This window comes from Mesorhizobium sp. CA5 (assembly GCF_020165105.1).
Classification (GTDB): domain Bacteria; phylum Pseudomonadota; class Alphaproteobacteria; order Rhizobiales; family Rhizobiaceae; genus Mesorhizobium.
The window spans coordinates 78,812-101,674 of sequence record NZ_JAIUHJ010000006.1; the positions used below are offsets into that span (position 1 = coordinate 78,812).

Annotated in this window: 23 protein-coding genes; 5 read left to right on the top strand and 18 right to left on the bottom strand. The window is 64.1% G+C overall.

The genetic code is table 11. The features are described from left to right. Nucleotides 1–94: 94 nt before the first annotated feature. Entirely contained in the window at nucleotides 95–1,099 is a 1,005-nt protein-coding gene (locus LB529_RS09930; protein ID WP_224601272.1) for a polysaccharide deacetylase family protein, read from the top strand. Nucleotides 1,100–1,115: 16 nt separating this feature from the next. Here the strand turns inward: LB529_RS09930 and sbmA are convergent, their stop codons facing one another. The 3 genes from sbmA to LB529_RS09945 all read right to left on the bottom strand — a co-directional run bounded on the left by sbmA (nucleotide 1,116) and on the right by LB529_RS09945 (nucleotide 4,101). After that, the gene (sbmA, locus tag LB529_RS09935; RefSeq protein ID WP_095768730.1) at nucleotides 1,116–2,393 is read right to left on the bottom strand and encodes a peptide antibiotic transporter SbmA; all 1,278 of its coding nucleotides are present in this window, start codon (nucleotides 2,391–2,393) and stop codon (nucleotides 1,116–1,118) included. A 122-nt stretch (nucleotides 2,394–2,515) separates the two neighbouring features. Next, entirely contained in the window at nucleotides 2,516–3,673 is a 1,158-nt protein-coding gene (locus LB529_RS09940) for a YbfB/YjiJ family MFS transporter (RefSeq protein WP_224710960.1), read from the bottom strand. A 227-nt stretch (nucleotides 3,674–3,900) separates the two neighbouring features. Next, nucleotides 3,901–4,101, bottom strand: a complete 201-nt coding sequence (locus LB529_RS09945; protein WP_224546880.1) for a hypothetical protein — start codon at nucleotides 4,099–4,101, stop codon at nucleotides 3,901–3,903. Between the two features lie 97 nt (nucleotides 4,102–4,198). Between LB529_RS09945 and LB529_RS09950 the strand changes: the two genes are divergently transcribed. The 3 genes from LB529_RS09950 to LB529_RS09960 all read left to right on the top strand — a co-directional run bounded on the left by LB529_RS09950 (nucleotide 4,199) and on the right by LB529_RS09960 (nucleotide 6,948). Continuing rightward, on the top strand, nucleotides 4,199–5,113 hold the full coding sequence (locus tag LB529_RS09950) for a LysR substrate-binding domain-containing protein (protein WP_224710961.1): 915 nt from the start codon (nucleotides 4,199–4,201) through the stop codon (nucleotides 5,111–5,113). A 124-nt stretch (nucleotides 5,114–5,237) separates the two neighbouring features. Beyond that, nucleotides 5,238–6,494 (top strand): aminopeptidase, encoded by a 1,257-nt coding sequence (locus LB529_RS09955; protein ID WP_224710962.1) that lies wholly within the window; start codon nucleotides 5,238–5,240, stop codon nucleotides 6,492–6,494. 97 nt (nucleotides 6,495–6,591) lie between these two features. Then, the gene (locus LB529_RS09960) at nucleotides 6,592–6,948 is read left to right on the top strand and encodes a DUF488 domain-containing protein (RefSeq protein ID WP_224710963.1); all 357 of its coding nucleotides are present in this window, start codon (nucleotides 6,592–6,594) and stop codon (nucleotides 6,946–6,948) included. A 381-nt stretch (nucleotides 6,949–7,329) separates the two neighbouring features. On the opposite strand, the gene LB529_RS09965 is transcribed toward LB529_RS09960, so the two are convergent. The 10 genes from LB529_RS09965 to LB529_RS10010 form a co-directional block, all read right to left on the bottom strand. Next, the gene (locus LB529_RS09965; protein WP_224710964.1) at nucleotides 7,330–7,677 is read right to left on the bottom strand and encodes an ArsC family reductase; all 348 of its coding nucleotides are present in this window, start codon (nucleotides 7,675–7,677) and stop codon (nucleotides 7,330–7,332) included. Nucleotides 7,678–7,911: 234 nt separating this feature from the next. Next, nucleotides 7,912–8,265 (bottom strand): nuclear transport factor 2 family protein, encoded by a 354-nt coding sequence (locus LB529_RS09970; RefSeq protein ID WP_224710965.1) that lies wholly within the window; start codon nucleotides 8,263–8,265, stop codon nucleotides 7,912–7,914. Nucleotides 8,266–8,403: 138 nt separating this feature from the next. Beyond that, nucleotides 8,404–9,042: a 2'-5' RNA ligase family protein gene (locus LB529_RS09975; protein ID WP_224710966.1), complete on the bottom strand. Its 639-nt coding sequence runs from the start codon at nucleotides 9,040–9,042 to the stop codon at nucleotides 8,404–8,406. A 56-nt stretch (nucleotides 9,043–9,098) separates the two neighbouring features. Beyond that, complete coding sequence (locus LB529_RS09980) at nucleotides 9,099–10,085, bottom strand: 2-dehydropantoate 2-reductase (protein WP_224710967.1); 987 nt, start codon at nucleotides 10,083–10,085, stop codon at nucleotides 9,099–9,101. Beyond that, nucleotides 10,085–11,614, bottom strand: a complete 1,530-nt coding sequence (locus LB529_RS09985) for an acyl--CoA ligase (RefSeq protein ID WP_224710968.1) — start codon at nucleotides 11,612–11,614, stop codon at nucleotides 10,085–10,087. The genes LB529_RS09980 and LB529_RS09985 overlap by 1 nt, the downstream gene beginning before the upstream one ends. A gap of 50 nt (nucleotides 11,615–11,664) precedes the next feature. Then, a complete protein-coding gene (ggt, locus tag LB529_RS09990; protein WP_224710969.1) occupies nucleotides 11,665–13,251 on the bottom strand; it encodes a gamma-glutamyltransferase in 1,587 nt (528 codons plus the stop codon). A gap of 21 nt (nucleotides 13,252–13,272) precedes the next feature. Next, a complete protein-coding gene (locus LB529_RS09995; RefSeq protein WP_224601245.1) occupies nucleotides 13,273–14,073 on the bottom strand; it encodes an ABC transporter permease in 801 nt (266 codons plus the stop codon). Beyond that, entirely contained in the window at nucleotides 14,070–14,993 is a 924-nt protein-coding gene (locus tag LB529_RS10000) for an ABC transporter permease (protein WP_224710970.1), read from the bottom strand. Before LB529_RS10000 ends, LB529_RS09995 begins: the two co-directional genes overlap by 4 nt. Next, a complete protein-coding gene (locus LB529_RS10005; protein ID WP_224711074.1) occupies nucleotides 14,990–16,069 on the bottom strand; it encodes an ABC transporter ATP-binding protein in 1,080 nt (359 codons plus the stop codon). The genes LB529_RS10000 and LB529_RS10005 overlap by 4 nt, the downstream gene beginning before the upstream one ends. 79 nt (nucleotides 16,070–16,148) lie before the next feature. After that, a complete protein-coding gene (locus LB529_RS10010; protein WP_224710971.1) occupies nucleotides 16,149–17,189 on the bottom strand; it encodes an ABC transporter substrate-binding protein in 1,041 nt (346 codons plus the stop codon). Between the two features lie 227 nt (nucleotides 17,190–17,416). Between LB529_RS10010 and LB529_RS10015 the strand changes: the two genes are divergently transcribed. Continuing rightward, entirely contained in the window at nucleotides 17,417–18,115 is a 699-nt protein-coding gene (locus tag LB529_RS10015; RefSeq protein ID WP_224710972.1) for a GntR family transcriptional regulator, read from the top strand. Nucleotides 18,116–18,131: 16 nt separating this feature from the next. On the opposite strand, the gene LB529_RS10020 is transcribed toward LB529_RS10015, so the two are convergent. The 5 genes from LB529_RS10020 to LB529_RS10040 all read right to left on the bottom strand — a co-directional run bounded on the left by LB529_RS10020 (nucleotide 18,132) and on the right by LB529_RS10040 (nucleotide 22,822). Continuing rightward, on the bottom strand, nucleotides 18,132–19,217 hold the full coding sequence (locus LB529_RS10020) for an ABC transporter ATP-binding protein (RefSeq protein WP_224710973.1): 1,086 nt from the start codon (nucleotides 19,215–19,217) through the stop codon (nucleotides 18,132–18,134). Continuing rightward, on the bottom strand, nucleotides 19,207–19,815 hold the full coding sequence (locus LB529_RS10025) for a cupin domain-containing protein (protein WP_224710974.1): 609 nt from the start codon (nucleotides 19,813–19,815) through the stop codon (nucleotides 19,207–19,209). The genes LB529_RS10020 and LB529_RS10025 overlap by 11 nt, the downstream gene beginning before the upstream one ends. 206 nt (nucleotides 19,816–20,021) lie before the next feature. Beyond that, nucleotides 20,022–21,092, bottom strand: coding sequence for an ABC transporter substrate-binding protein (locus LB529_RS10030; protein ID WP_224710975.1), 1,071 nt, complete (start codon nucleotides 21,090–21,092; stop codon nucleotides 20,022–20,024). A 27-nt stretch (nucleotides 21,093–21,119) separates the two neighbouring features. Then, complete coding sequence (locus LB529_RS10035; protein WP_224710976.1) at nucleotides 21,120–21,938, bottom strand: ABC transporter permease; 819 nt, start codon at nucleotides 21,936–21,938, stop codon at nucleotides 21,120–21,122. Further along, nucleotides 21,935–22,822, bottom strand: a complete 888-nt coding sequence (locus tag LB529_RS10040; RefSeq protein WP_140845780.1) for an ABC transporter permease — start codon at nucleotides 22,820–22,822, stop codon at nucleotides 21,935–21,937. The genes LB529_RS10035 and LB529_RS10040 overlap by 4 nt, the downstream gene beginning before the upstream one ends. Nucleotides 22,823–22,863 lie beyond the last annotated feature (41 nt).

Sequence of the window (22,863 nt, forward strand, 5' to 3'; positions counted from 1 at the left end):
GGCGCCCACAGTCCATACCTGAACGCAACCGCGCCACATTTGCGCGATAGCCGGCTTCCGATCGGCCGGAGACGTCCCCGCCAGAAGGTTGTCAATGCTTCGTTCGTACCGCGTCCTTGCGATCAGTCTTGCCTCGCTCGCCTCAGCCAATGCCGCCTTCGCCGATCCGCCGAAATCGCCAACCGTTTCGCCGGCCAAGCAGGTCGTGCTGATCTCTTTCGACGCCGCCCGCGATATCTCGCAATGGCAGCGCAGCCGGGCGCTGGCAAAGCGCACGGGCGCGCATTTCACCTATTTCCTGTCCTGCGTCTTCCTGCTCTCTCCCGAGACGCGGCTGCACTATGCCGGCCCCGGCAAGGCCGCCGGCAAATCCAATGTCGGCTTCGGCGCCTCAAAGCAGGATGTGGCCGACCGGCTTGAGCAGGTCCGGCTGGCCGCGGCCGAGGGCCACGACATCGGCAGCCATGCCTGCGGCCATTTCGACGGCAAGGCCTGGAGCAAGGCCGACTGGCTGGCCGAATTCACCTCCGCGCGGCGCATTTTCGAGAACGCCTATGCGATCAACGGCATGCAGGAGCCAGCCGGCTGGCGCGATTTCGCCCGCCATACCGTAACCGGTTTTCGCGCGCCCTATCTGTCCACCGGCAAGGCGCTTTACGAAGCGCTGCCCGAGGCCGGCTTTGAATACGACGCGAGCGGCGTCTCGAGCGGCCCGGTCGTGCCGCCAACCCTGAATGGCACAACCCGCTTCGCCCTGCCGCTTGTCCCGGAGGGACCGAAGGCGAAGCCGGTCGTCGCCATGGATTACAATCTTTATGTCCGCCACTCGGGCGGCACCGAAAAGCCGGCCGAGGCGGACGCATTCACCGAGCGCGCCTACCACGCGTTCCGCGCCGCTTTCGAGGCTCAGTACAACGGCAAGCGCCTGCCGCTGGAGCTCGGCTTCCACTTCACCCTGATGAATAACGGCGCGTACTGGAACGCGCTGGAGCGCTTCGCCGGCGAGGTCTGTGTGAAAGCGGATGTAGAGTGCATCAGTTTCCGCGACTATCTCGCGCGCCAGCGGCCCGGGCAGGCACAGGCGACCGTGGGCGGCTAACTGGACCGGCCGCGCTTTAGCCTGCCGGCTGATCTTCGGGACGCATGCCAGCTTGCTCGCGCTCTAGATAGTGCTGATCGATAATCGGCAGTTGCTCGCCCTGCAGCGTCGCTTCGAAGGCTCGCAAACGTTTGTGCACCGACTGCAGTTCAACAATCGTCGACCACGAATTCAGTAGGAATTGAAGCGAATTCGTCACCTTGCCGAATGCGTTCGATATCTGATTCAGGGCGCCGAACGTGATCTTATGCGCAACCAGCGAGGGCCCAAGGATGAGCAACGAAAAAATGTTGTCGGCCTGCAGGTAGGTGTAACGAACGACGTTGAAATAGATGTAGTGGAAATAGAGCTTGAAATAATTGCGGCGGACATTGGCGAATAATTGTGTCGTCGTCGCCGGCTGCGCCCGATCGGGATGATCCTCGCCGTAGACAAGTTCCTTGCGATAGGCTGCCTCGACACGCTGGTTGCGGAACTGCAGGCCCGGCAGCTTGAGACCCGCCACCATGACGGAAATCGTTCCGAACAGACACCAGCCCAATGCGGCAACGACCAGCGGCTGCGGGACCGTGCCGATGATCGGCAATTCGGTGATGTGGGCCTGCAGTTGAATCAAGACCGGCAGAAAGGCGATCAATGTCATGATCGACTGAACGAAAGTCGAGCCGAGATCTTCCATGATCTGCGAGAAGCGCATCGTGTCTTCCTGGATACGCTGCGAGGCGCCCTCGATGTGGCGCAGCCGGCCCCAGTTGGCCATGAAGTAATCGTTCATCGCGGTGCGCCAGCGGAAGATCCAATGGCTGACGATGAAGGCGTTGACCACCTGCACGTTCATGCCGACCAGCGCGAGCCAGGAGAAATCGGCCAACCCCTTGTAGAATTCGATGTCGGTCGAGGCCGTCGTTCCCGACATCAAGCCCTGAACATAATCGAAGAACGGGCCATACCAGTTGTTGACCGCAACCGAGACCTGAACGTTGAAGTAGATGAAGAACAGGATGACCGCAGTCATCAGGATCGACCAGTTCTGCCACGGGTGCGGGGCGTACCAGCTCCAGAAGGCGTAGAAGATCGCCACGCAGGCCACGAAGTACATGTAGAACCACAGAAACGGCTTCGACCACAGCACCGCGATGCCGATGATCGGCGGCGAACCGGCCGCCACGGGCGGCAGGCCGAAGACGGCGCCCAACTGCTCGCCGCCGAAGAACCAGAACAGGATCGCGGCAAGGCTCCAGACGGCGGCCGAGGTGAAGAAAAGCTTCGGCTGCGGGAAGAAGGATACGAACACTGTGGCGGGTTTCCTCGGTCTGACCGCAAATCAGCGGCGTTGCAGTTCGGCGGGCATAAAGTCACACATTAGGGGGAAAGAAAATGCCCGTGCCCGACGCCCGGCATCGAACAAACCGCAAATCATGGCGATTTTGGCGCAGCCGACCAAGCAATGACGCCGGAGGCGAGCAGCGCCGACGCTGCCATGATCGAAGCAAGCACGTAATTGCCCGAAGCCTGGGCGAGCAGGCCGGCGGCGATCGGGCCGACGATCTGGCCAAGGCCGAAGGCCGCCGTCATCACCGCGAAGATGCGGCGCGGCGCCCGCGGCGCGAGCTGCCTGCCCATCTGTAGGCCCAGCGCCGTGACAGCGATGAAGGTGCCGCCGAGCAGGACGCCGGCGATCAGCGGTCCGGCGACGCCCTTGACGACGACGCTGGCGGTGACGCCGACCACCTCGACCAGGCAACTCGCGGCATAAGTGGCATAGAGCCCGATGCGGCCGGCGAGCTTCTGCCACGCCCAAATCGAGGGAAAGCCAGCCAGGCCGGCGACCATCCAGACAGTCGCCTCGAAGACGCGCCCGCCGCCGCCCTGGCGGACGATGGCGACCAGGAAAGTGGCGGTCACCACATAGCCGAAGCCGAACAGCCCATAGGCGACGATCAACTTCACCAGGGACCCGTCCTTCGGCAGCGCCGGCTCGCGCCCGTCGGTGACATTGGCCGGCGTGGTCGAGCCGGCGAGCAGCGCGACGACGAGCAGGCCGACGGTCGAAAGCGCTCCCGACCAGAGCCAGCCCGCGGCCCAACCCGCATGTTCGGAGACGAGGATCGCCAGCAGCGCCGAGGACGCGGCAATGCCGAGGCCCACGCCGCCGAAATGCAGCGCCTGCAAATCGCCGCAGCCAGCCTCAGCCAGATGGCTGAAGACGATCGAGGCCATGAACACCATGACGAAGGCACTGGCGAGGCCGGCCAGGAAGCGGATGGCGAGGAAGGCGGCCATCGTCTCGCTGAACCCCATGAGGGCCGCGAGCACGGCGCTGGCGGCGAGGCCGGCGAACATCAGCATGCGCTCGCGGCCATGCGCCCAGCCGCCGGCCGCGGCAAGCGCGCCGATGAGGTAGCCGACATAATTGGCGGAAGCGATCCAGCCGGCAGCGGCCGGCGTCAGGCCAAGTCCCTCCATCATGCCCGGCAGGATCGGCGTGTAGACGAAGCGGCCGATGCCCATGGCGACCGCGAGCGCGACCATGCCGGCGAGAGCAAGCCGCAAGGGAGATGGCGTGGCGTTCATTGCGGCGCACAATAATTGCATGTGCAGGTGAAACAATGCGCTTGCGTTGGGCCAGGTGCACGTCCCCTCACCCAGCCTCCGCTTCGCTCGGCTGACCTCTCCCCGGTGGTGGGGAGAGGAGCCTGTCGCTGCCGGCGCCACCTCTTCTCGCCTTGGGGAGAAGGTGGCCGCGAAGCGGCCGGATGAGGGGGAGCATCGCCGAAAAAGATCAATAACTTCGCGGCAACTTAGCGGCCAGCGGCACCCGTCATCTCGTAAGCTGTGCGGCGGGCCGTCAGCCGGAAGGGCATGTCGCCGAGCTCGCGCTCCGACATGGTGTCGAGCACCGGATGCGACAGCGGATCGATGATCCAGCGCGCGATCTCGCCGTCCTCGGGCGGCCTCGCCTCGGTGCCGCAAAGCCCTTTCAGCAAAGATAAAATCTTCATGGGGCCACCTCATGGTTCAAGGTTGTTTCGGCTAAATTCTGCGCTTTCCTGTCCGGTTTCAATTGAGATTTCGGTCCGGTCGCTTTAGAAAAACTGGATGGCTATGCTGAACCGCGTCCATCTCAACGGCCTGCGCGCCGTGGAAACCGTCGCCCGGCTGGGATCGTTGGCGGGCGCGGCGGCCGAGTTGAACGTCTCGGTCAGTGCCGTCAGCCAGCAGGTCAAGCGCACGGAAAAGCAGCTGGGCCAGGCGCTGTTCGAACGGACGCCGGGCGGGCTCGTGCCGACCGAATTTGGCGCCGCCTTCACGACGCGACTCAGCGCCGGCTTCCGCGAGCTCGCGCAAGCCGTAGCGCTGGCCGACGAGGCCAACGAGTGCACGCTGGTCGTCTCGGTGGCGCCGGCTTTCGCCTCGAAATGGCTGCTGCCCCGGCTGTCGCGGCATTTCGCGCGCCATCCGAATGTGCTTTTGCGCATCGACGCTTCGGCCAGGATCGCCAATCTCGACCGCTCCGATGTCGATATCGCCATCCGGCTTGGCGACGGCAAATGGCCGGGCGGGCGCGCCGAGCTTCTGCTTGCCCAGGAGGTATTTCCAGTCTGCGCGCCCTCGATCGCGGCCAGGCTGAAGTCGATCGGCGATCTGGCGCAGACCTGCGCCATCACCGACGAGCGGGCGATGTTCAGCTGGGACGGCTGGTTCGAGGCGGCGGGCGTCGAGCCGGTCACCTTCCAGAAGGGTGCGCGTTTCACCGATCCGATGCTTTGCCTGGAATCGGCGATCGCCGGCCATGGCGTGATGCTCGCCTGGCAGCTGCTCACCGCCGACGCGCTGGCCGACGGCCGGCTGGTCGCGCCCTTCGGAATCAGGGCCGAGAGCGGGCTGGGTTACTGGCTGGTGACCTCGGCCACCAAGAGCGAAAGCCGCAAGGTGCGCGACTTCAAGGCCTGGATCCGCGAGGAGATCGAGGCGACCGTGGCGCAGTTCCGGGCGCTCGACAGCGCCGCCTAACCGCTCCGCACTTTCAATGCCGCGGTTCGTCCTGCTTGAGAGCAGGCCCAGTCGATCGCGGTGGAAAGGTCAATCGCAGCGGTCTATGTAAGGATGAGAACCCCAACATAACGGCAGCAGGATCATGACCACACATTCGCGCGGCGTTTCGGCAAGCATCGACCCGGTGAAGCTCGACCGACTGGCGGAAGTCGCCGTCAAGGTCGGACTGCAATTGCAGCCCGGACAGGACCTGGTGCTGACCTCCTCGATCGCAGCGCTGCCGCTGACCCGCCGCATCGTCGAGCACGCCTATAAGGCCGGCGGCGGGCTGGTGACGCCGATCTTCAACGACGACGAGATCACGCTGGCGCGCTTCCGCTATGGGGCAGACGCCGGCTTCGACCGCGCCGCCGGCTGGCTCTATGAAGGCATGGCGAAGGCGTTCTCCAACAATGCGGCGCGGCTCGCCGTGCGCGGCGAGGATCCGTCGCTGCTGTCGTCGCAGGATCCGGCCAAGGTGGCGCGCGCCAACAAGGCCAACTCGATGGCCTACCAGCCGGCGCTGGAGAAGATCACCGGCTTCGACATCAACTGGAACATCGTCGCCTATCCCGACCTTGCCTGGGCAAAACAGGTGTTTCCGGGTGAGTCGGACGACGTCGCGGTCGTCAAGCTCGCCGACGCGATCTTCTCGGCCTCGCGGGTCGACGTCGAGGACCCGATCGGCAACTGGAAGGCGCATAACGCCGCCTTGGCCGAGCGCACGAAATGGCTCAACCAGCACAGTTTCCACGCGCTGCATTTCACCGGACCGGGCACCGACCTGACCGTTGGGCTGGCGGACGGCCATGAATGGATGGGCGGCGCTTCGACGGCGAAGAACGGCATCACCTGCAATCCGAACATCCCGACCGAGGAGGTCTTCACCACGCCGCATGCAAGGCGCGTCGAGGGCCATGTCTCCTCGACCAAGCCGCTCTCCTATCAGGGTACGCTGATCGACCAGATCTCGGTGCGCTTCGAAGGCGGACGGATCGTCGAGGCCAAGGCGTCGAAGGGCGAGGACGTCTTGAAGAAGGTGCTCGACACCGACGAGGGCGCGCGCCGCCTCGGCGAAGTGGCGCTGGTGCCCCATTCCTCACCGATCTCGAAGAGCGGGCTGTTATTCTTCAACACGCTGTTCGACGAGAACGCCGCCTGCCACATCGCGCTCGGGCAGTGTTATTCGAAATGCTTCGTCGACGGCGCCTCGCTCAGCCAGGACGAGATATCGACGCGCGGCGGCAACAAGAGCTTCATCCATATCGACTGGATGATCGGCTCGGACAAGATCGACATCGACGGCGTCGCCAAGGATGGCGGCCGCGTGCCGGTGATGCGCAAGGGCGAGTGGGCGTAACGGTGCTTTGTTGGCGCAATTCCGAACGGACGGCCACGGCGAAGTCGCCGAGCCCAACCGCTGCACACTTTGCCGGGGCTTGGCAAAGGAGGCATAAGTGGCCTTCGACATTGCGGTGAAGCGTGTCTATGAGCCGCCGGCGAAAGCCGACGGCCAGCGGGTGCTGGTCGACCGCATCTGGCCGCGCGGCGTCAGCAAGAAGGACGCCGAACTGACGCTTTGGCTGAAGGAGATCGCGCCGAGCGACGCGCTGCGCAAATGGTTCGGGCACGAGCCGGAGCGCTGGCCGGAATTCCAGAAGCGATATCGGGCCGAGCTCGACGCCAATAGCGACGCGGTAGCTCAGCTGCGTGGCCTGCTGCGTGAGGGCAAGGTGACGCTGCTCTACGGCGCGCATGACGAAACGAACAACAATGCGGTGGCGCTGGCGGGGTATTTGGAAGCCCACGCATAATTATCGAGACGTAGCGTTCCTTCGCCCCCTCTCTGTCCTGCCTGACATCTCCCCATGAAATGGCTAGACTATGCACACGTCTTGTGTGACAGGCGTAACGGATCAGGCCGAGGCTTGATTGCCACGTGGTTCCCCCAATCCGTCGCTGCTTCGCAGCGCCACCTTTCCCCCCTCCGGAGGGAAAGGAAGGGAGCCTTGCGGACGAGCGTTGACGGCAAAAAGCTTGGCGCCTTTCCTCTCCCCCATCGATCGGGGGAGAGGTGGCTCGGCGAAGCCGAGACGGAGTGGGGGTCGACCAGCGCTACATTAGACGATGCATACGCCAAGCTGTCATGCATGCCGTAGCCCACAAGGGGAGATTGGCAGCTTCGCGATCGCGCACTATTTCACCACCTCTTCATAAACCTCCGGCTTGAATCCCACAAACACCCGATCCCCCACCTCCAGCACCGGCCGCTTGATCATCGTCGGCCTGGCGAGCATCAGCTGCTTCGCCTTCTTCTCGTCCAGCCCGGTCTTGTCCTTCTCCGGAAGCTCGCGAAAGGTCGTGCTGCCCTTGTTGAGCAGCTTTTGCCAGCCGACCTTGCCGATCCAACCGCTGAGCCTGTCGGCCTCGATCCCCTCTGCCCGGTAGTCATGAAAGCGATACGGCACGTCATGGCTTTCTAGCCAGACGCGCGCCTTCTTGATCGTGTCGCAGGTGGTGATGCCGTACATAGTGATGGTCAAGGCGGGCCTCTGTCAGATGAGATTTTCGAATCCGGCAGAAGCCTAGGCCGGCCCTATAGGCTTTGCCAGCGCTTTGCGCCGGTGCGATTTTGCGGGGAACGGTTGCCGACCAGCTTGTGGACTATCTGACGATTTGCGAAGCAGACATGCCGGCCTGGAAATCATCCAAGGCCGCCATGCCTGATCTTTTAAATCATGCTGCGAAAGGCGTGCGCAGCCGAATGCCGGCAAGCCTCAATAATAGAACCGTTCTTCGCTGATCTTGCCGTTCTTGACCGTGTAGAGGCCGACCTCGTCCATTTTGACGCGCTCGCCGGTCGATTTGGGCGTCACGTCGAAGCTGAAGCGCAAGGCGAACTGGTCGCCATTGACATATGGCCCTTCGATCGTGCCGCCGTGAACCTCGTGGTTGGCTTCCCACCAGGCGCCCTTTTCCTTGACGGCCTGCTTGCCGTTGCAGACGGCCATCGGCCCTTCCATCGCCTCGTAGCTGACGATGTCATCGGCATTGTACTTCGCGGCAGCGCCGTGGCTGTCGCCCCGCTTGAGGAGTTCGGTGAAGTCCTTGGCAATTTCGGCAGTGGTCATGATTTCCTCCCGGTTTGGACAAGACATCAGGTAGGGACTGATCGTTCGCCTGCCAGCGGTGCGGCCCTCCGCAGGTGACAATTCGTGTCAGGATGACGCGGTGCCCTGTGCGTGGATGATACGGCTACTTTAAGATGCTCACATGACAGCATGCGCGTCGTCCTGGCCGTCCACCTGCCAAGTGCCGGGGAGTTCATATTTTCCTTCAAAACTGCGGATCAGCGCGAAACTCCGAATGGTCCATGTGACGGGCTCGACGAGCCGTTCTTGGATCCCTGGCACGCTGCCTCTGTCGCGAAGCAAGGTCACATGGGGCTCCAGGGAATTGGTTACGAAAGGCTGCAATGGGCTGTCGTGAACCATGGCTGAAAGTTTGCGCCAGAAATCTTGCAATGCTGGCGAATGATCGCCGCTGCGAAGCACCAGCGCTCCTCCGCCGAAAGCCGACAATCGGTCGAAGGAAACGTCGAACGGTTTTGCCTGTATCAGGCCGCCGATGCGGCAGGCGATATCTACCGCCTCGTCGGATTTTCCATCGCCAAGAGCGATCAAAGTTATGTGCATCTGTTCGGCTGGCGTCAGCCACGCTCGGAGCAGCCTATACTCCCTACGGTAGATCTTACCTTGATGCGCTAGCAGCTCATTGATCGGTTTTTCAACCAGAGCTCCATAAAACAGGTGCGGTCCGTTCGCCCCCCGCCCTTCCGGGAACGGATCTCCAAAGCTGAAAAAGGCTTGCCCCTTTTTGTCGATCCCATACCGCGGTTCTCTGTTCATGGCTAATCCCTTTCGGATATCGTCCAAAGGATAGCCTAGAACAAACAGGGAACAAACTACAAGGGCGAATAACACCCGCGTTCGATCGCAAGCCGCCGCACCAGCGCCAGCACGCTGTCGATTGTCGGCGTCGGCTGGCCGGTCAGGCGGCCGAGTTCCTGCACGGCGGTGACCAGCGCGTCGATCTCCATCGGACGGCCGCGCTCGAGATCCTGCAGCATCGAGGTCTTGTGCTCGCCGACGTCGCCGGCGCCCTTGATGCGCCGGTCGACGGGGATGAGGAAGCGCACGCCGAGGCGCTCACCGATCGCCTGCGCTTCCAGCATCATGGCGCGGGCGACGGCGCGCGTGGCTTCATCGCCGACGATTGCCGCAAGCGTGGCGCCGGTCAGCGCCGAGATGGGGTTGAAGGAGAGGTTACCCCAAAGCTTCACCCAGATCTCCGAGCGGATGTCCTCGCGCACCGGCGCCTGCAGCCCGGCCTTGACCATTTCGCGCGCAAGCGCGGCGGCTCGCTCGCTCTTCTTCCCCGACGGCTCGCCCAGCGAGAAGCGCGTTCCTTCGACATGACGGATCAGGCCTGGAGCATCGACCTCGACGGCTGGATAGACGACCGAGCCGATGACGCGCTCCGGTCCGATGCGCTGCCAGATCGCGCCACCTGGATCGACCGCGTCGAGCCGTGTGCCTTCGAGCGCGCCGCCCGCCTTGTAGAAGTACCACCACGGCACGCCGTTCTGCATGGTGACGACGACTGTCCCCTCGCCCAAGAGCGGCGCAATCTCGTCCAGCGCCGGGGCCAGCGAATGCGCCTTCAGCGCCAGCACGACATAGTCCTGCACGCCGAGTTCCTCGGCGCGTGCCGCCGCCCTCACCTGCGCCACGGTTTCCTTGCCGTCCTCGATCAGGCGCAGGCCGCCGGCCTTGATCGCTTCCAGATGCGCGCCGCGCGCCACGATCGACAGATCGACCGAGCCGGCGATCGCGAGCTTGGCGGCGAGATAGCCGCCAATGGCGCCGGCGCCAAAGACTGTAACGCGCATCAGCCGAGTCCGAGCTTGGCCGCCAGCCCGATGCGCTGCAGCTTGCCGGTGGCACCCTTCGGAATCTCGTCGAGGATCACCACCTTGCGCGGCACCTTGAAATCGGCGAGCCGGGTCGATGCAAAGCCACGGATATCGGCCTCGCTGGCGCTCTTGCCTTCGCGCAGCACGACGGCCGCCGCCACCTCCTCGCCGAGCTTGTCATGCGGCATGGCGAAGGTGACGACCTGCGCCACGGCCGGGTGATCCATCAAGACGCCGTCGACCTCGAGCGGCGAGATCTTCTCACCGCCGCGGTTGATGATCTCCTTCAGCCGGCCGGTGACGCGCAGGTAGTTGTCCTCGTCGAGCACGCCCTGGTCGCCGGTGTGGAACCAGCCATGCGCGAAGGCGCTGGCATTGGCGTCGGGGTTCTTCTCGTAGCCTGCGGTGACGTTGGGGCCGCGAATGACGATCTCGCCGATCTCGCCGGCTTTGAGCAGCCGCCCGTCCGGCGCCATGACGGCGACTTCCGGCCCGGCCGACGCGCCGACGCTGCCCGGCTTACGCAATCCAGGCGGCAGCCGATTGGACGCCATCTGATGCGCGGCCTCGGTCATGCCATAGGCTTCGATCACCGGGCAGCCGAAGGTCTTCTCCAACTCGGCCATGACCTGCGCCGGCAATGACGCCGAGGAAGAGCGGATGAAGCGCAGCTTCGCCTCGGCGAGCTGCTCGGGATTGCGGGCGGCGCGCGGCAGGATCGCCTGGTGCATGGTGGGCACGGCGGTATACCAGCTGGGCCTGGCCTCGGAGAGCCACGTGAAGAAACGCAGCGCATTGAAGCCGGGCGTGCAGAAGACGCTGCCGCCGGCGGCGAGCGAGGAGAGCACCGCCGCGATCAGGCCGTGGATATGGAACAGCGGCATGATGTTGAGGCAACGGTCGACCGGCGTCAGGCCGAGCGTCGCGCCGATATGCGCGGCCGAAGCGGCGAGATTGGCGTGGCTGAGCGGCACGAGTTTTGGGCGCGACGTGGTGCCTGAGGTGTGGAGGAGAAGCGCGACATCGCCATCGGCGGCCAGACCTGATGCGACTGGTGGTCCGACGGGATCGCCCTCGATCGCGAAGACACCGGAGGGCGCGCCTTCCGGCACCACGAGCCGTAGCACCGGAATGCCAAGGCGCTCGGCGACTTCGACCGAAGGGCCCTGCTCGTCCTTGCCGACAAGGATCGCCTTGACGCCGATATCGCTGAGATAAAAATCGAGCTCGTCGGCCCGGTAGGCCGGGTTGAGCGGGGCGGTGGACGCAGCCGCCGCCACCGCGATGAAGGATGTGGCCATTTCCGGGCCGTTCGGCAGCACGATGGCGACGCGGTCGCCGCGGCCGATGCCGAGCGCGTTCAAGCGCGCCACGGTATCGCGGATTAGGCGGCGCAGCCCGCCATGCGAGAGTGCCGTCCGTTCGGGCGCGGCGATGGCCGGCGCGTCGTCGGCGCCGGGGGCAAGACGATGGGCGAGATCGGTGGCGTTTTCGCTGTTTGTCATGGTTCCAGACTATGTTTCGAACGATCGGCTTATGTCCAGCAAAGGCCTGCTCAATATCCGAGCGCCAGGCCGTCCTTGCGCGGATCGGATGCGCCGGTCAGCGTGCCCTTTTCCCAATCGATCAGCACCGCCTGCCCACCGCCCAGCGGATGGTCGGGCTCCACAATGCGATGTCCACGCCGGCGCAGGCCTTCGATGGCCTCGGGATGCACTCTTCGCTCGGCCTCGACGACGTCATGGTTGTAGAAAACGCGCGCCGCATCGATCGCCTGCTGCGGGTCCATGCCGAAGTCGATCATGTTGGTCAAAAGATGCACATGGCCGAAGGGCTGATAGCCGCCACCCATGACGCCGAAAGGCATGAGGGCGCGGCCATCCTTCGTCATCATGCCCGGCATGATCGTGTGCATCGGCCGCTTGCCAGGCGCGATGGCGTTCGGGTGCTTCGGATCGAGGCGGAAGCTCGAGCCGCGGTTCTGCAGCACGACTCCGGTCTTCGGGCCGACAACGCCGCTGCCGAACGAATAATAGGTGGAGTTGATGAAGCTCACCGCGTTGCGGTCGCCGTCGACGACGCTGATATAGACCGTGTCGCTGCCGGGAAGATCGAGACGCGGCAGATCGGTCATGGCGCGCTCGGGATCGATCGCGGCGCGCAAGCTGTCGGCATAGGGGCCGGAAAGCAGCGCCTGGACCGGGACATCGACATGATCCTGATCGGCGAAAAATGCATCGCGATCCTGATAGGCGAGCCGGCCGGCCTCAATCTCGAGGTGCAGGCGCGCGGCGCCGTCCGGATCGAGCTTGCCCAGCTCGAAGCCCGAGAGCACGTTCAGCATCAGAAGCGCGGTCAGGCCCTGGTTGTTGGGCGGCATCTGGTGGATGTCATAGCCGCGATAAGAGGTGCTGATCGCGGTCCGGTAATCGCCCTTGGTGGCGGCGAAATCGTCGAGCGTATGCAGGCCGCCGAGCGCGCGAAGCCGCCCGACCAGATCGTCCGCGACCTCGCCTTCATAGAAACCGGCGCGACCTTTCCTGGCGATGATGCGCAGCGTCTCCGCCAGCTCCGGCTGGCGATGAACATCGCCGGCCTTCGGCGGCTTGCCGCCCGGCAAAAAGATGCGCATCGCCACCTCGTCGGCCGTCAGGTCGGTCTCGGGATCCTCCCAGTCGAAGGCGACGCGGTCGTGCACGACATAGCCTTCTTCCGCATAACGGATGGCCGGAGCGAGCGCGTCGGCCAAACCCTTGCGGCCATGATCCTCAAGCAGCCGACACCAGGCGTCGACGGCGCCTGGGATGGTGACCGCGTGCGGACCCTGCTTCGGAAGCTCGCTGAACCCCTTGTCCAGATACCAGTCGACCGTCGCGGCCTTTGGCGCACGGCCCGAGCCGTTGAAGGCAAGCACGTTCCCGTCGCCCTTCGGGCAATAGAGGACAAAACAGTCGCCGCCGATGCCGGTCGACTGCGGCTCGACCACGGCCTGCACCGCGGCCGCGCAAACCGCGGCGTCCATGGCGTTGCCGCCGGAGCGCAGCATGTCGATGGCCGCAAGCGTAGCGAGCGGATGCGAGGTCGCGGCCATCGCCTCGGTGGCGCGGACCGGGGAGCGGCCGGGGAACTGGAAGTCACGCATGCTGTTCAAGGTATCCCTGTATCAACGTCCGCGGCCGAAAAGCTGGGCAGCGGACAACAAGACGATCGATAGCACGATCAGGCAAGTCGAAATGGCGGCAATCGTCGGATCAATCTGATCGCGCAGCGCATTGAACATGCGCCGCGTCAGCGTCGTGGTCTCGCCGCCGGAGATGAACAGCGACACCACCACCTCGTCGAAGGAGGTGATAAAGGCAAACAGCGCGCCGGAGACGATCGAGAAGCGTATCTGAGGCATCGTCACCTGGAAGAAGGCCGAGAAGCGGCCGGCCCCGAGGCTGCGCGCCACCATCTCCTGGTTCATGTCGTAGGAGCGCAGCCCCGAAAGGACTGTCAGCACGACCAGCGGCAGCGCCTGCACTGTGTGCGCGATGACCAAGCCGGTCAGTGTGTTGTTGAGGCCGATGCGGGCATAGAGGAAAAAGGTGCCGATGCCGATCAGGATGACAGGGATGATCAGCGATGCCGTGAGCAGCGCGTTGATCGCGCCGGTCAGCCGCAGTGTGCGGGCGTTGATGGCGTAGGCGGCGGCGGTGCCGAGCAGCGTTGCGACGATCGCCGTCATCACGGCAACCTTGACCGATACGACGGTGGCGTCGCGCCATTCGACCGAGCCGAAATAGCTTTCATACCAGCGCAGCGACCATTCCTGCGGCGGGAACTCTAAGAGCGACGAGCCGGAAAAGGACATGATGACGATGATCACCGACGGGGCGATCAGGAACAGCATGACAAGGCCGCCGAGCGCGTAGAGCCACAGGCGTTGCCGATGCGAGATGGGCAGGGCATTTTCCATACTCATCGCTCGCTCCACACACCGGTGGCGCGGGTGCCGAGCAGCCAGTGGAAGAGGCCAAGCAGCGCCAGCGTGACGGCGAGCAGCACGACGCCGAGGGCGGCGCCCGCGCCCCAATTGGAATAGAGGCTGGTGGTCTGCTCCATGCGCATCGCCCACATGATGACCTTGCCGCCGCCCATCAGCGCCGGGGTGACGAAGAAGCCGAGGCACAGCACGAAGACGATGACCACGCCCGAGGCCAGGCCGGGCAGCGACAGCGGGAAGAAGACCTGCCAGAAGGTGGCGGCCGGGCTGGCGCCGAGATTCATGCCGGCGCGCAAGCAGTCGACGTCGATGGTCTTCATCGAGGCGTAGAGCGGCAGCACCAGGAAGGGCAGCATGATGTGGGTCATGCCGATGACGACGCCGGCGAAATTGTTGGCGAGCGGCAGCGGCTGGCCAATGACGCCGAGATCCATCAGCCATGTGTTCACCAGCCCCTTGCGCTGCAGGATGACGAGCCAGGCATAGGTGCGCACCAGCACCGAGGTCCAGAACGGCAGGATGACGAAGATCAGGCAGATGGAGGCTGCGCGGCGCGGCAGCTGCGACAGCATATAGGCCAGCGGGTAGCCGAAGAGCACGCAGGCGCCGGTGACGGTGAAGGCCACCTTGAAGGTGGTGACGAAGGTCTTGATGTAGGAGGCCTGCTCGAAGAAGCGCGCATAGTTCGAAGCGCTGAGCTGGCCGTTCTCGTCGAACAGCGAGAGACAGAACAGCCAGCCGATCGGCACGATGATGACGGCGAAGACCAGGAAGAGCCCGGGCGACAGAAGTGCGAGCAGGCCGCGCGCTTCCCGTCGCGCGTCTGCGCGCAAGGCATCGGCGTTGATCGCCCCATTAGGTCGAGGGACGCGATCGAGACTGGCGGACGCGATGCTCATTGGTCGGCCACCAGAACGACGTCCTGCGCATCGATGCCGAGCGTGATCGGCTCGCCCGGCGACGGCAGTTTCGCCAGGACGTCTGGACGGCAATAGTCGCGCAACGTCAGCTGCCGGCCGTCCTTGAGCGTCGCGTAGCAGAGGAAGCTGTCGCCCTGATAGATGACGTCGCCGACGGTCGCCGGCAGCGCGTTGACATCGCCTACAGGTTCACCGGCGATCAGGCGCAGCTTCTCCGGCCGCACCACCATCAGATGCCGGCCGGCGGTCGGCGCGGCCGACGTCATGCGAAGCTTCCTGTCCTCGTACCAGACGCTGCCGTTGCGGCTCTCGACAGGAACGAAGTTGGACTCGCCGATGAATCCTGCGACGAATTTCGTCCTCGGCCTGGCATAAAGTGCCTCGGGCTGGTCGATCTGCTCGATGCGCCCGGCATTCATGACGGCGATGCGGTCCGACATGGTGATCGCCTCGCGCTGGTCGTGCGTGACGTAAACCGTCGTCATGCCGAGCCTTCGATGTAAATTGCGCAATTCGATCTGCATGTGCTCGCGCAGGCTCTTGTCGAGCGCCGATAGCGGCTCATCCATCAGGACGATGCGCGGCTCGAAGACGATGGCGCGGGCCAACGCCACGCGCTGGCGCTGGCCGCCGGAGAGCTGGTCGACGCGGCGCTCGCCGAGACCTTTCAGCTGCACGAGGTCCAGCGCCCGCTCGACGCGTTCCGCCGTTTCAGCCGCCGGGACGCGCCGTTGCTTCAGCGGAAAGGCGATGTTGTGGAAGACGTTCATATGCGGGAACAGCGCATAATTCTGGAACACCATGCCGATGTTGCGCTTGTGCGGCGGCATGGTGATGATCTCCTCGTCGCCGACCTTGATGGAGCCGGCATTGGCCCGCACGAAGCCGGCCAGGATCATCAACAGCGTCGTCTTCCCGGAACCGGATGGCCCGAGCAGCGTCAGGAATTCGCCCGCCGAGACATCGAGGCTGAGATCGCTGAGGATGGAGACAGCACCGAAGCGCTTGTCGATGCCGCTGATGCCGATGGGAAGCGCGGATTGCGCAAGAGACAAGAGCATCTCCTTCAACTCCGGATCATGTTTCGCGAACGATGCGGAGCGGCGCCTCGTGGGCACCGCTCCGATAGGATCGCTATTGCTGGATCAGGTTGTTGAATTTCTCAGTCGCCTCGACGAGCGTGTCGCGCCAGAAGGCCGGGTCCTGCAGCACCTGTTTCTTGACGTTCTCGGGCGCGGAATTGATGTCCTTGATGCGGTCCTGCGGGATCTTGCCGGTCTCGAACGCCTTCTCATTGGCCGGGCCGTTGTCGACATAGAGCGGCAGGTTGGCCTGGAGATCGGGGCTGACGAACCTGGCCAGCGCCTTCATGGCGATGTCCTTGTTCTTCGAACCTTTCGGGATGACCATGCAGTCGGCGGTGAGCACACCCTGGTCGAAGGAGAAGCTCACGGGCGCGCCTTCCTTCTTCAAGGTGCCGGCGCGGCCGTTCCAGATGCTCGCCATGTCGACCTCGCCATCCTTGACGAGTTGCATGGCCTGCGCGCCGGAGGTCCACCAGGCGTCGATATGACCCTTGATTTTATCGACGGATTGCAGCGCGCCGTCGATGTCTACCGGATAGACTTTGTCGATCGGAATGCTCTTGGCAAGCGCGGCGACGCTCAGCGTCTCCGTTGCCTGGCTGCCGGAGAGCGCGCGGCGTCCAGGGAATTTCTCGACATTCCAGAAATCGGCCCAGGTCTTGGGGCCCTTGTCGCCGAAAACATCGGTGCGATAGATCAAAACCACCGACGTGTAGGAAATGCCGACCCAATCATCGTGGACAAGCTTCGGGTTGATGCCGCTCTTGTCGATGACGTTGTAGTCGAGCTTCTCGAACAGGCCTTCCTTGGAGCCGCGCGCGCATTCGTCGGCGCCGAGTTCGGTGATGTCCCATTTGACGGCATTGCCGGTGACCTGCAGCCGCACGTCGTCGAGGCCGTTGGTGGTATCCTGCTTGATGGTGATGCCGAGTTCCTTGGCCGTCGGATCGAAGAACGCCTTGGTCTGCGCTTCCTGATAAGTACCGCCCCATGAGGCGACGGTGATGGTGTCGGCGGCCGAGGCCGGAACGGCGACCGTGGCCAGCAGGCCGGCGACGGCCAAGCCTTGAATACAGAGTCTCTTCGTCATTTTCGCTTCTCCAACCGGTGTTCCCGTTATCGTTGATTTGGTATGCGAATTTGTATACAATTTTGAGTGTAATTCGCCGGAAGCCGATGTCAACATGGGACATCGGGTTTTTGGTGGTGGAAAAGCAGGACGGTTCGGAGCGGCGGCTCGCCCCGAAACGGTCTGTTCAAGCAGGCGCTAAAAGGCACTAAACTGTGATTCCAGACTGACCGTTGGAGGCGGAACGCTTGAAGGAGAGAAAGAACACGCTGCGCGACTCGGTGTTCGAGAAGCTCAAGGCGTTGATCATCACCGGCCAGATTCCGCCGGGCGGCCGCGTGACGGAAAACGAAATCGCCGAGCGGCTGAAGGTGAGCCGCACGCCGGTGCGCGAGGCCTTCAACCGGCTGGAGCGCGACGGCCTGGTGATCGGGCGGCCGCGCCAGGGTTATGTGGTGGCCGAGTTCAACCTGACCATGTTCCGCGAGGCTTTCGACATCCGCGAGCTGCTCGACGGGCGCGCGACCGAGCTGGCGGCGGCCAACGCGACCGCCGCCGACAAGGCGAAGCTGCGCGACATGCTCGCCGAATGCGAGCGGCTGGCGGCGATCCCGGATCGCAGCACCAGGGAGAAATTCGAGGAACTCCAGGTCGGCATCGACCTGCACCGGGCGATCGCCGAAATCGGCGGCAACGAGATGCTCTATGGCATGCTCTGCGGCATCCTCGACAAATGCCAGCAATATGTGTGGACCGAGCTTTTGTGGCTGGACGAGTGGAAGCTCACCCGCGAGGAACATGCCGGCATCGTCGACGCGATCTGCGCCGGCGACGTCGCGCTGGCCGGCGAGCGCGCCCGCGCGCATGTGCGCGGCTCGCGCGAGAACATCCTGCGCCTGCTGCAGGCCAAGTCCGACTATCAGGGATTCTTCGCCAAGGCGTCTTGAGCCTAGGCCCGTTCCATCAGTTGGAAAGCATGGGGCAGTTGGCGCCGCGCCGCAGGCTGACATGCGCCACGTCGCCGACGCTGAATTGAGTACCGTCGGCGCGGCGTGGGGCATCAATGACGATCGAAGTCCCCTGTCCGAGCTCGGCATGCAGGCGCAGCGTGCGGCCATGGAAGACGACGCCGCTGACCCGTGCCGGCGCGGTGCCTTCGCCGGCTTCACCGACAACCAGGAGATCTTCCGGCCGCACGCCGATGGTTCGCGTGTCTCCGGCGGCCGGCGTCTCGCCGCCGTCTGAGATCGCTTCCAGCGGCAGGTCGCCGGCGGCAAAGCGCAGGCGCTCGCCGTCGCGGCGGACAAAGCGCGACTGCAACAGGTTCATCGTGCCGATGAAAGAGGCGACGAAACGCGTTGCCGGACGATCGTAGAGCGTGGCCGGCGGCGCGATCTGCTCGATGCGGCCCTTATTCATGACGACGATGCGGTCGGAGATCGACAACGCCTCGGTCTGGTCGTGCGTGACCATGACGAAAGTGGTGCCCAGCCGCGACTGCAGCCGCTTCAGCTCGACCTGCATCTGCTCGCGCAGATGCGCGTCGAGCGCCGACAGCGGCTCGTCGAGCAGAAGCACGCGCGGCTCGCAGACGATGGCGCGGGCTAAGGCGACGCGCTGGCGCTGGCCGCCGGATAGTTCCGAGACGCGTGCACGCAGCTTGTCGGCGAGGCCGACCATGTCGAGCGCCTCGCGGACCCGTTTGGCCTGCTCGGCGCCGGTGAGTTTGCGCAGCGACAGGCCGAAGCCGACATTGGCCGCGACATCCATATGCGGGAACAGTGCATAGTCCTGGAAGACCGTGTTGACAGGCCGGTCGAAGGGCCGCAGGCCGGTGATGTCGCGGCCGTCGAGCAGGACGTTGCCGCGTGACGGGCTTTCGAAGCCGGCGATGACGCGCAGGCTGGTCGTCTTGCCGCAGCCGGACGGCCCGAGAAGAGTCAAGAACTCGCCGGGAGCGATGTCGAGATCGACATTATCGATCCCGACAATGCCGCCAGGAAAAACTTTTGAGATTTTCTGCAGCCGTACGAGCGCGTCAGGCGCCATCGCGCACCTCGGACGGCTTTGTCGTGTTGACCCAGAGGATCTGGCAACGCTCGGCGCCGGGATTGCGGAAGGCATGCAGCAGCGTGCTCTTGAAGGCGAAGCTGTCGCCGGCCTTGAGCACATAGGTGCTGGCGTCCACCACCAGCTCGACCTCGCCAGCCATGACGAAGCCGAATTCGTGGCCGGCATGGGCGTAGGCTTCCGCCGTGCCGCCGCCGGGCTCCACGGTGACCAGCATGCCGGTGAGCGTCGCGGCGGGCGGCGAGAGCAGCGCCTTGGCGATGCCTTCGGATTTCACCGGAATCTGCCGTCGCTTGTCGGCGCGCACGCAATAGAGATCATTGACCGCTTCGCTGCCGTCGGCGATCAGCGCCGACGGCTCGATGTCGAGCGCGGCGGCGAGCGGCCAGATCACCTTGACGCGCAGCGAGGACATGCCGCGCTCGATCTGGCTGAGCGCACCGATGGAGATGCCGGCCTTGGCCGCGAGCTCGGCCAGCGACAGCTTGCGCTCGAGCCTGAGCGCCCGCACGCGCCGGCCGACGCGGATATCGGCATCGTCTTTCGGCTTTGCCGCCGCTTCGTCAAGAATGTCCATGCGTTGGTCCTTGTTGTCTTTCCCCGGTGTGATGCAGCGCCGCCAGGCTCCCCCTTCTCCCCCTGTGGGAGAAGGTGGATCGGCGCGACAGCGCCGAGACGGATGAGGGGTGTTCCAGCGAAGTGAGACGTCTGTGTTCCCTGGAGCACCCCTCATCCGGCCGCTTCGCGGCCACCTTCTCCCACAAGGGGAGAAGGGGGAGCTAGTCATCCCCCGGCCTTCACCTTCTCGAACATCTTCGCCATATCGTCATTCTGCTTCATCGGGCCGGTGAAGATGGTGCTCTTCAGCATCACGTCCGGATCTGCCGGCAGCTGCAGTTTCTCTAACTCCTCCTTCGACACGCCGGCGAACGCGGTCGAGAGCGAGCTGCCGTAGCCATAGGACTGGATCAGGAATTTCCCCGAGTCGGCGTCGAGGCGGCTGTTGATGAAGTCATAGGCGAGATCGACGTTCTTGGCGTCCTTGAGCATGACGAAACCGCAGGCCCAGGTCAGCATGCCTTCCTTCGGCTTCATGAATTCGACCGGCACGCCCTGCTTCTTGAGCGAGGTGGCGGACGCATTCCAGGTCATGGCGGCGACCAATTGGCCGCTGGCCAGCGCCTGCTCGACCGAGGTCATGTCGGTGGTGTAGCTCGACAGCAGCGGCCGCTGCTCGCGCAGCTTTTCGGCCACCTTGTCCATCTGGTCGGGCGTCATGTCGAAGGGGTTCACGCCCGCCAGCAACGCCGCGACGATCGGCGTGTCGTGCACGGCGTCGATGGTCGCCATGCGGCCGGCATATTGCTTGTCCCACAGAAGGTTCCAGCTCGCCTCGGGGTTCTTCACCAGGTCGGTGCGGTAGAGAATCGAGGTGTTGCCCCAATCCCACGGCACCATCCACACCTTGCCGTCGCCGGCCTGCAAGTCGGGCAGGTTCTTGAACACCGGGAAGATCGAATCCCAGTTCTTGATACGCTTGGTGTCGATCGGCTGCAGCAGGCCTTCCTTGTTCCAGCGCGCCACCTTGTCGTAGCAGGGATGCGCGATGTCAGGCCTGAAGCCAGCCTTGACCTTGGTGAAGGCGTCGTCATCATCGCCGAAGATCGTCGCCTCAACGCCATCGGGATGCGCGGCAAGGAAGCTCTTGTTGAAGTCGGGCAATTCGTAGCCCGACCAAGTGAAATATTGCAGCTTGTCGGCGGCAAGAGCGACCGTCGACGACAGCGCGAGCGCCAGTGCGGCAAGGCCGGCCCGGACTTTGTGTCCGGAGAGCGATTTCAGATGGACCGTCATTTTCGTTCTCCTCTTCTTTGTTGTGGTTCAGGCTGGATTGCGGCGCGCAGTTCCAAGACCGCGGTGGCGAAGGATTTCGGCTGTGCCGGCGATGATGAAGGACACCGCGAGGATCACCGTGCCGAGCGCCATCACGGTCGGCAGCGAGCGCGGGAAGCGCAGCTGGCTCCAGATGTAGAGCGGCAGCGTCGGCTCGGTGCCGGCGAGGAAAAAGACGACGATGAACTCGTCGAAGGAAATCAGGAAAGAGAGCATGAAGGCCGACAGTATGGCGGGCGCACTCAGCGGCAGCATCACGCGCCGGAACGTCGTCCAGTCGGAAGCGCCGAGATCGAGCGCCGCCTCGCGGATCGTCTTCGGGATTGCGGCGAAGCGGCTGCGCATCACCACGACCGTCGTCGGCAGCGCGACGAGGATGTGGCCGAGCACGATCGAAACGCGCGACGGGCCGAGGCCGATCAGATTGACCAGGATCAAAAGCGAGATGCCGACGATGACGCCGGGGATCAGGATCGGCAGGCGAGCGATGGCGCTGATGGTGGCGGCGATCGGCGAACGGCCGTAGAGGTCCATGTAGGAAACGGTGATGCCGCAGAGCGTCGCGCCGAAGGCGGCGATGACGCCTATGACCAGGCTATTGGCCAGGGCGCCGGACAGCGCCGGATTGCCATAGAGCGTCCGGTACCATTCGAGCGTGAAACCCTGCAACGGAAACGCCGCCTGGATCGAGTTGTTGAAAGAAAACAGCGGGATCAAGAGCACCGGCAGATAGAGGAAGACGAGATAGCCAAGCACGTAGACGCCGAGCCAGCGGCCGTCGCTATTGATATCTGCCCGGGCGCTCATGTGCGGCTGCCGAACCGGCGGTCGGCGCCGCGCGCGACCAGCACCACGCAGAGGATGACCAGCATGACACAGACCGAGAGCGCGGCACCGAACGGCCAATCATTGGCCTTGCCGAATTGCGACTGGATCAGCGTGCCGATCATGGTGCTGGCCGGACCGCCGACCATGGCCGGCGTGACATAGTCGCCGACCGTCGGCACGAAGACGACCAGCGCCGCCGCCAGAACGCCCGGCATGGAATTTGGGAGCACCACGCGGCGGAAGCTGGTGAAGGGCCGCGCGCCAAGATCGGAGGCTGCTTCGAGCAGCGATTTGGGGATCGTGTCCAGCGCCACGTAGATCGGCAGGATGGCGAAAGGCGCATAGGCGTGGGCGAGTGTCACCACGACCGCGGCCGGCGTGTTGAGGAAGGCGAGCGTCGGCTCCTTCCAAAGGCCTGTCTCGATGAAGGCCGAGTTCAGAACGCCATTATAGGCAAGCACGATCTTCCAGGCGAAGACGCGCAAAAGGTAGCTGGTCCAGAACGGCAGCGTGACCAGGAAGAGCAGCAGGTTGCGGCGGCGGCCGGCATGAAAGGCGAGATAATAGGCGACCGGATAGGCGGTGACGACGGTCGCCAGCGTCACCAAGCCGGCGATGACCAGCGAGCGCAGCGTCACCGTCCAATAGAGCGGATCGGTGGCGACGGTGACGAAATTTTCGACCGTCAGGCCAACCCCGAGCAGCGAGCCGTCATTGCCCCTGAAGGCGAGAAAGACCACCAGGCCAAGCGCGAACAGGATCAGAAAGAAGGTGACCAGCCCACCCGGCAGCAGCATGGCGAAACGGAAGACCGGCGAGATGCGGTTTTCCGGCAAGGGCCGTGTTGCGGCGATGGTCGACATCGAAGTGCCTGTTGGCTCCATCGGATTTTTGAAATCGCCTG